Genomic DNA, 5,979 nt, shown 5'->3' with positions numbered 1-5,979 from the left:
ACATTTAGGAGTAATTCTATACAGTCTATATAATTTCCAGTAATCTTTAGCATATTGTAGTGAATTTTATTACTGGAAATACATATTAAATTCACTACAAAATTAATTATACGAGGAGTCTAATAGTGAAGCTTTTATTAATATATTAATTAAAAAACTTCATAAGCTTCATAAACTAACTTCAACAAATATATTTAATCCCTTTGTTGAAATACGAAAGATAATATTCTCTAATAAGGAATATTTTTTTGATACTATCCCATACATTACGGATGTTTTAGAAAATTTAAGTATCATAGAAACTGCCGTTAAAAATTCATATATGGAAGGTTTATGCCATAATGATTTAAATCCATCAAATCTTTTATTAACAGATAAAAATTTATATATAATTGATTTTGAATTTGCTGCTAGAGGTGATATTTTCTTTGATTTAGCTACAATAGCATGGCTATTAGAAGATAGTTCAAGAAAATTTTTAATAAAAAAATACTTCGGATACTACTCCGAAGCATTTTATAATAAACTTACTAAATACATTTATGTTGTAAAAATGTACAATGGATGTTGGTCACTGGTAAAGTCACTAAATAACAATAAAAATTATGACTTTAAATCTGGTGCAAAAATTATTTTTAATGACCTAAAATCCGTAAAGTTTTAATATCTTATACTAAATATAAGTATAATAACTTAATAGTATTTTCAAGAGCACTGTAATGAGTTCTTTCCATTCCATGTGACGCATGAACTCCTGGTCCTATAAGTGCTCCTCTAATATTGTTTCCTCCACTTAATGCAGCTCCTACATCTGACCCGTACCTTGGATATATATCTACTGCATAACTAATATTATTATCTTTCGCTAAGTTTACAAGGGCAGTAACCATATTATAATCATATGGACCTGTTGAATCCTTAGCACAGATTGATACATCATATTCTGTACAACTTAAATCTGAACCTATGCAACCCATATCTACAGCTATCATTTCAGTGATATCTTGTGGTATATAAGAAGATCCATGACCAACTTCTTCATATGTTGATATAAATATCTTCGTAGTATATTTCGGAATTATGTTTTCCCTACTGAAAAGTTCTAACAATCCCATTAATGCTGATACACTACCTTTATCATCTATAAATCTAGATTTTATGAATCCACTTTCTGTTATAGTTGTTTTCGGATCTATGAAAATAAAATCACCAGGACATATTCCTAATGCTTCAACATCTTCTTTATTTGATACTACTTCATCTATTCTTACTTCCATATTATCTAAATCACGTTTTTTACTAGATGCATCATCATATACATGCACTGAAGGACTTGTACTTAAAAAAGTTCCTGTATATATTCTTCCATCTCTTGTTCTTATCTTGCAATACTCGGAATCTAGTGTTGGCACTATTGGTCCTCCAAGTAATGTAAATTTTAATGTTCCATCAGATGTTATAGATCTTACCATAGCTCCTAAAGTATCTACATGAGCTGATAATCCTATAACTTTTTCATTACTACTTCCAGGTACCGTAATAATTCCACAACCTTTATTTGTAGTTTCAAAACTATATCCAAAATTTTTAGCTTTCTCTTCTATAAGCTTTATAATATCAAAACAAAAACCTGTTGGACTATCAAAAGTTAAAATCTCTTTTGCCGTATCGAGAATATATTGCTTATTTATTGAAATATTCATATTTTCCCTCCTAAATTTTATTATTCTATGTAAATAATATATCATAAAAATTTCACGATAATACGTAAAATAGATGTATAATTATTTATATAGTATATATAATCGGAGGTATATAATGTCACTTAACACCAAACAACAATTGGCTAATGCATTAAAAAGTTTAATGCAAACGAAGCCTCTTGAAAAAATTACTATAAAAGATATAGTAATTTTTTGTGGCGTAAATCGTCAAACTTTTTACTACCACTTCAAAGACATATATGACTTACTAGGATGGATATACAAAACAGAAGCTGTTGGTAGCATTTCAAATTGTAAAAGCTACGAAACATGGCAACAAGGTTTTCTTAAAATATTTCAATACGTTGAAGATAATAAAGTATTTTGTATGAATACCTTTCATTCCATGGGAAGAGATCACCTTGAAGATTTTTTACATAGCGAAGTCTTTCCACTGATATTAAATGTAGTAAATGAGGTATCTACAGAACGTCCTATTTCTGATGAGTATAAATATTTCATTGCAGACTTTTATACTTTTGCCTTTATTGGACTTCTCACCTCTTGGATGAAAACATCAATGAAAGAAAAACCTAGTGAAATAATAAAGAAACTAGAGAAATTAATTCACGGCACTATAAAACAAGCTATTCATAAATATTAAAAATGCACATTTTAAGGCACAGTTGTATATCAGTGCACAATTGTCAGTACACAGTGCACAGTTATTGAATACAATTCTAACTTTAGCTGTCCGCAGGACTTATAATATTTTCCCTGTAGGGAAAATTAACCTTCACTATTCACTATAAAAAAGGAGGTATCGCTCTAACAACTTTTCATTTGTTAATGCGACACCTCCTTTAAGCACATTTAGTCTTCTATCTTCATTGAACCGGTAATGATATAATGAACCTACTTCCTTTATCAACTTCACTTTCTAATATTATACTTCCTTCATGAAGTTCTACTATATTCTTCACTAAAGTTAATCCTATTCCACTACTACTACATTTCATTATTTCAGCACCTTCTACTTGCGAAAACCTTCCAAAAATAAATTCTTTATCTTCTTCGGATATTCCTACCCCTGTATCTTCTACTATTATCTCAACTTTATCGCCTTTATCTTTTATATACAAATTAATCTTTCCACCTTCTGGTGTAAACTTACTTGCATTAGATAGTAAATTTATTATACATCTCTCTATTTCTGTAATATCAAAGTACATTATTTTTTCCTCTATTTCAGGATCAATAGTAAATTCAATGCCTTTCTCTTCAATAAATTTACTCATGCTTAAAGCAATTTCTTCTACAACATATACTATATCTGCATCTTCCTTATTAATTTTGTAATGTCCAGCTTCTATCTTTGACGTATCAACTATATCATCTATTATTTTTAATAACATATTAGAATTATTTTCAATTATCTTTACATATTGTGAAGACTTTTCCTTTGACATTTTCTTATCTTTATTTAGCAAATTAACTAATTGTACTGTAGATAATATAACGTTAAGCGGAGTTCTTAACTCATGAGATAAATTTACAAAATAGGCGTTTTTAAATCTTTCATTTTTTATTATTTCTTTATATAGCTTGTCATTATATTCTAACTGATTATTTAATTCCAAAGTTCTCTTTTTTACTAGTTGATCTAATATTTTTACATAATTCCATATACATATTGCTATGATAATAAAAATAGTAATATATATTGTATATGCAAATGATGTTTTCCAAAGTGGTCTCTTAATTACTATATTAACAATAGTCTCATTACTAACATTTCCACTTGTATCAATAGCTCTTACTTTAAATTTATATTTACCCGGTGATAACAAAGTATATTTAGCACTATTTTCTATGCTTCCATATGTCCAATCTTTATCAACACCTTCTAATATGTAATCATATTTAATACTGCCTAAACTCTTATAATCAGGAGTAAAAAAACTGATTTCTATATTATTCTTATTATATTCTAATTCTATATTATCCTCTGTACTATAACGTTCTTCATTATTAACTATAATATCTTCTATTACAACATTATTATTTTCATATGATTGTTCTATAATATCTTTAGGATTAAAAAATAATAAACCTTTTGTTCCTCCTAAAAACATTAGCCCATCTTCTCTTTTATGAGCTGCTCCAACATTAAAGCCACCTGTAAATATTTCTCTACCTTCAATATAGTTATTGAACTTGTTCGTATCTACAACAAATTTACTTATTCCCTTATCTGTAGTAGCCCATACATTACCATCATCATCTAATAATAAACTGTAAATATAATCATCTATAAGTCCATCTTTTTCTGTGTAAATATAAATAGTATCTTCAAATGTATTAAACTTAACCAAACCAATATCTGTCCCTATCCAAATATATCCATTATCGTCGCCTTGCATACAATTTATACTACCATAACTTATAGAATCATCTTTCATTTGATAATTATATATCTTTTCTATCCCAGTATTTTTATTAAACTTTATTAGTCCTACAGAACTTTCTCCTCCTAACCACAATATATTTTCATAATTAGGATCTTGATAAATATCAATTATGCTAATATCACTTATTCCTTTTTCTTTAAAATTTGATTTGTACTTTATAAATTCATTTCTACTTAAGCTATAAGAAACTAATCCATCTTCCATTCCTATCCATACAATATCTTCATTTTTATCTTTATGTACTATATTTACATTATATAATTCATCGGTTCTAAAACTTTCTATCTTTCCTGTATATTTATCTATAATATTAAACCCTTCATCTGTAGCTACTAATATTTTACCTTTATTTACCTCTGTTAAAGATTTTATATTGTTACTAAGTATACCATCTTCTTTATGTAAATAGCTTATTACATCTTGTTCATTAATATATCTTATACCACTATACTTAGATCCTATCCAATAATCATTATCGCTATCTTCAAGTATAGTAGTAACACTTATATCCTTTAATTTTTCACTCTTTAGATACTCTATACCTAATAAATTGAATTCCTGATTTGTTCCTATTACATTTACTCCATTATCAGTTCCAATCCATATAACTCCATTCTTATCTTCAAATAAGCAAGTAACATAATTGCTAGAAATAGCACTTTTTTCGTATACACTTGCTCTATAATCTTCTTTTTTATATTTCTTTCTATTATATTTACTAACACCATCTGTTGTTCCATACCAAACGTCGTTATTATTATCTATCATAATATCATTTATATTTACTTTTACTTCTTCATCTTCAATATACTGATAAAAAATATCATATTCATTATATTTGGACTTGCCTATACCATCTTCAGTTAATATTAGTGTATATTCACCGTCAATATTTTCTATATCGCATATATTCTTAGATACCTTATGTAGATTAATATCTATGGTATTAGTTTCTTTCATAAATATATTAAGTCCTCTTTTTGTACCAATCCACACATTTCCTTTATCATCTTCTTTAATAACAGTTATATAGTTATTTGTTAATTTCTTTCCTTCTTCTCCCTCTGTGGTATATTCATTAAAGTTTCCTGTTTTAATGTCATAAACATTTAATCCTTCTTCCGTCCCAATCCACATATTACCTGAAGAATCTTTATATAAAGCTGTTATGTTAAGGTGACTAGTACCATTTTCATTATCTTTTCTATTTGGTACTGTAACTATTTCATCTTTTTTAACATCTAATATATTTAATCCACCTTTAGTGCCTATCCATATATTGCCACAATCATCTTCAACTATATCAGTTATATAACTAAAACTAAGACTATTTTCATTTCCTATGTCATTATTATATACTTTTATATTATGTCCATTGTATCTGTTTAATCCGTTAACAGTTCCAATCCATATATAACCTCTACTATCCTGATAGATCTTTGTTATATTTTTATTTGACAACCCATCTTTCGTATTAATTTTTTGAAAATTTACTTTATAAACTTCCTCCGCTCTAATAATATTACTTTGTACAATTATAATAATTACGAAAATTAATAATTCTAATACAGCCACTCTTCTTATAAAGTTTTTCATTATGTCTCTCCATCATTAATTATAATAAAATAATATTTTTCCATATTTCATTATACACATTTCGACATATATCATCAATCATTATATGTAAATCATAACTACCCGTTAAACGGGTAGTTTGCTCTGCGCCTATAAGGCTTTGTTACTGGCCGTGCTATTCGCACGTTGAATTAGTCTGCCGACCGCAGTCCTTTTACCGGCTGCACCTA

The 5,979-nt window shown here is 27.5% G+C and carries 4 protein-coding genes; 2 read left to right on the top strand and 2 right to left on the bottom strand.

The window, feature by feature from the left end:
• Window positions 1–322: 322 nt before the first annotated feature.
• Window positions 323–664 carry a phosphotransferase family protein gene (locus KQI30_RS16405; protein ID WP_216464425.1) on the top strand — a complete coding sequence of 114 codons (342 nt, stop codon included), beginning with the start codon at window positions 323–325 and terminating at the stop codon, window positions 662–664.
• 4 nt (window positions 665–668) lie between these two features.
• On the opposite strand, the gene KQI30_RS16400 is transcribed toward KQI30_RS16405, so the two are convergent.
• Entirely contained in the window at window positions 669–1,703 is a 1,035-nt protein-coding gene (locus KQI30_RS16400) for a M42 family metallopeptidase (protein WP_216464424.1), read from the bottom strand.
• Between the two features lie 115 nt (window positions 1,704–1,818).
• On the opposite strand from KQI30_RS16400, the gene KQI30_RS16395 reads away from it, so the two are divergent.
• Complete coding sequence (locus KQI30_RS16395) at window positions 1,819–2,367, top strand: TetR/AcrR family transcriptional regulator (RefSeq protein ID WP_216464423.1); 549 nt, start codon at window positions 1,819–1,821, stop codon at window positions 2,365–2,367.
• 223 nt (window positions 2,368–2,590) lie between these two features.
• Here the strand turns inward: KQI30_RS16395 and KQI30_RS16390 are convergent, their stop codons facing one another.
• A complete protein-coding gene (locus tag KQI30_RS16390; protein WP_216464422.1) occupies window positions 2,591–5,770 on the bottom strand; it encodes a ligand-binding sensor domain-containing protein in 3,180 nt (1,059 codons plus the stop codon).
• Window positions 5,771–5,979: the final 209 nt, after the last annotated feature.

This window comes from Clostridium bornimense, assembly GCF_018917145.1.
Classification (GTDB): domain Bacteria; phylum Bacillota; class Clostridia; order Clostridiales; family Clostridiaceae; genus Clostridium_AN; species Clostridium_AN bornimense_A.
This window is presented reverse-complemented; position numbering and strand designations above follow the sequence as displayed.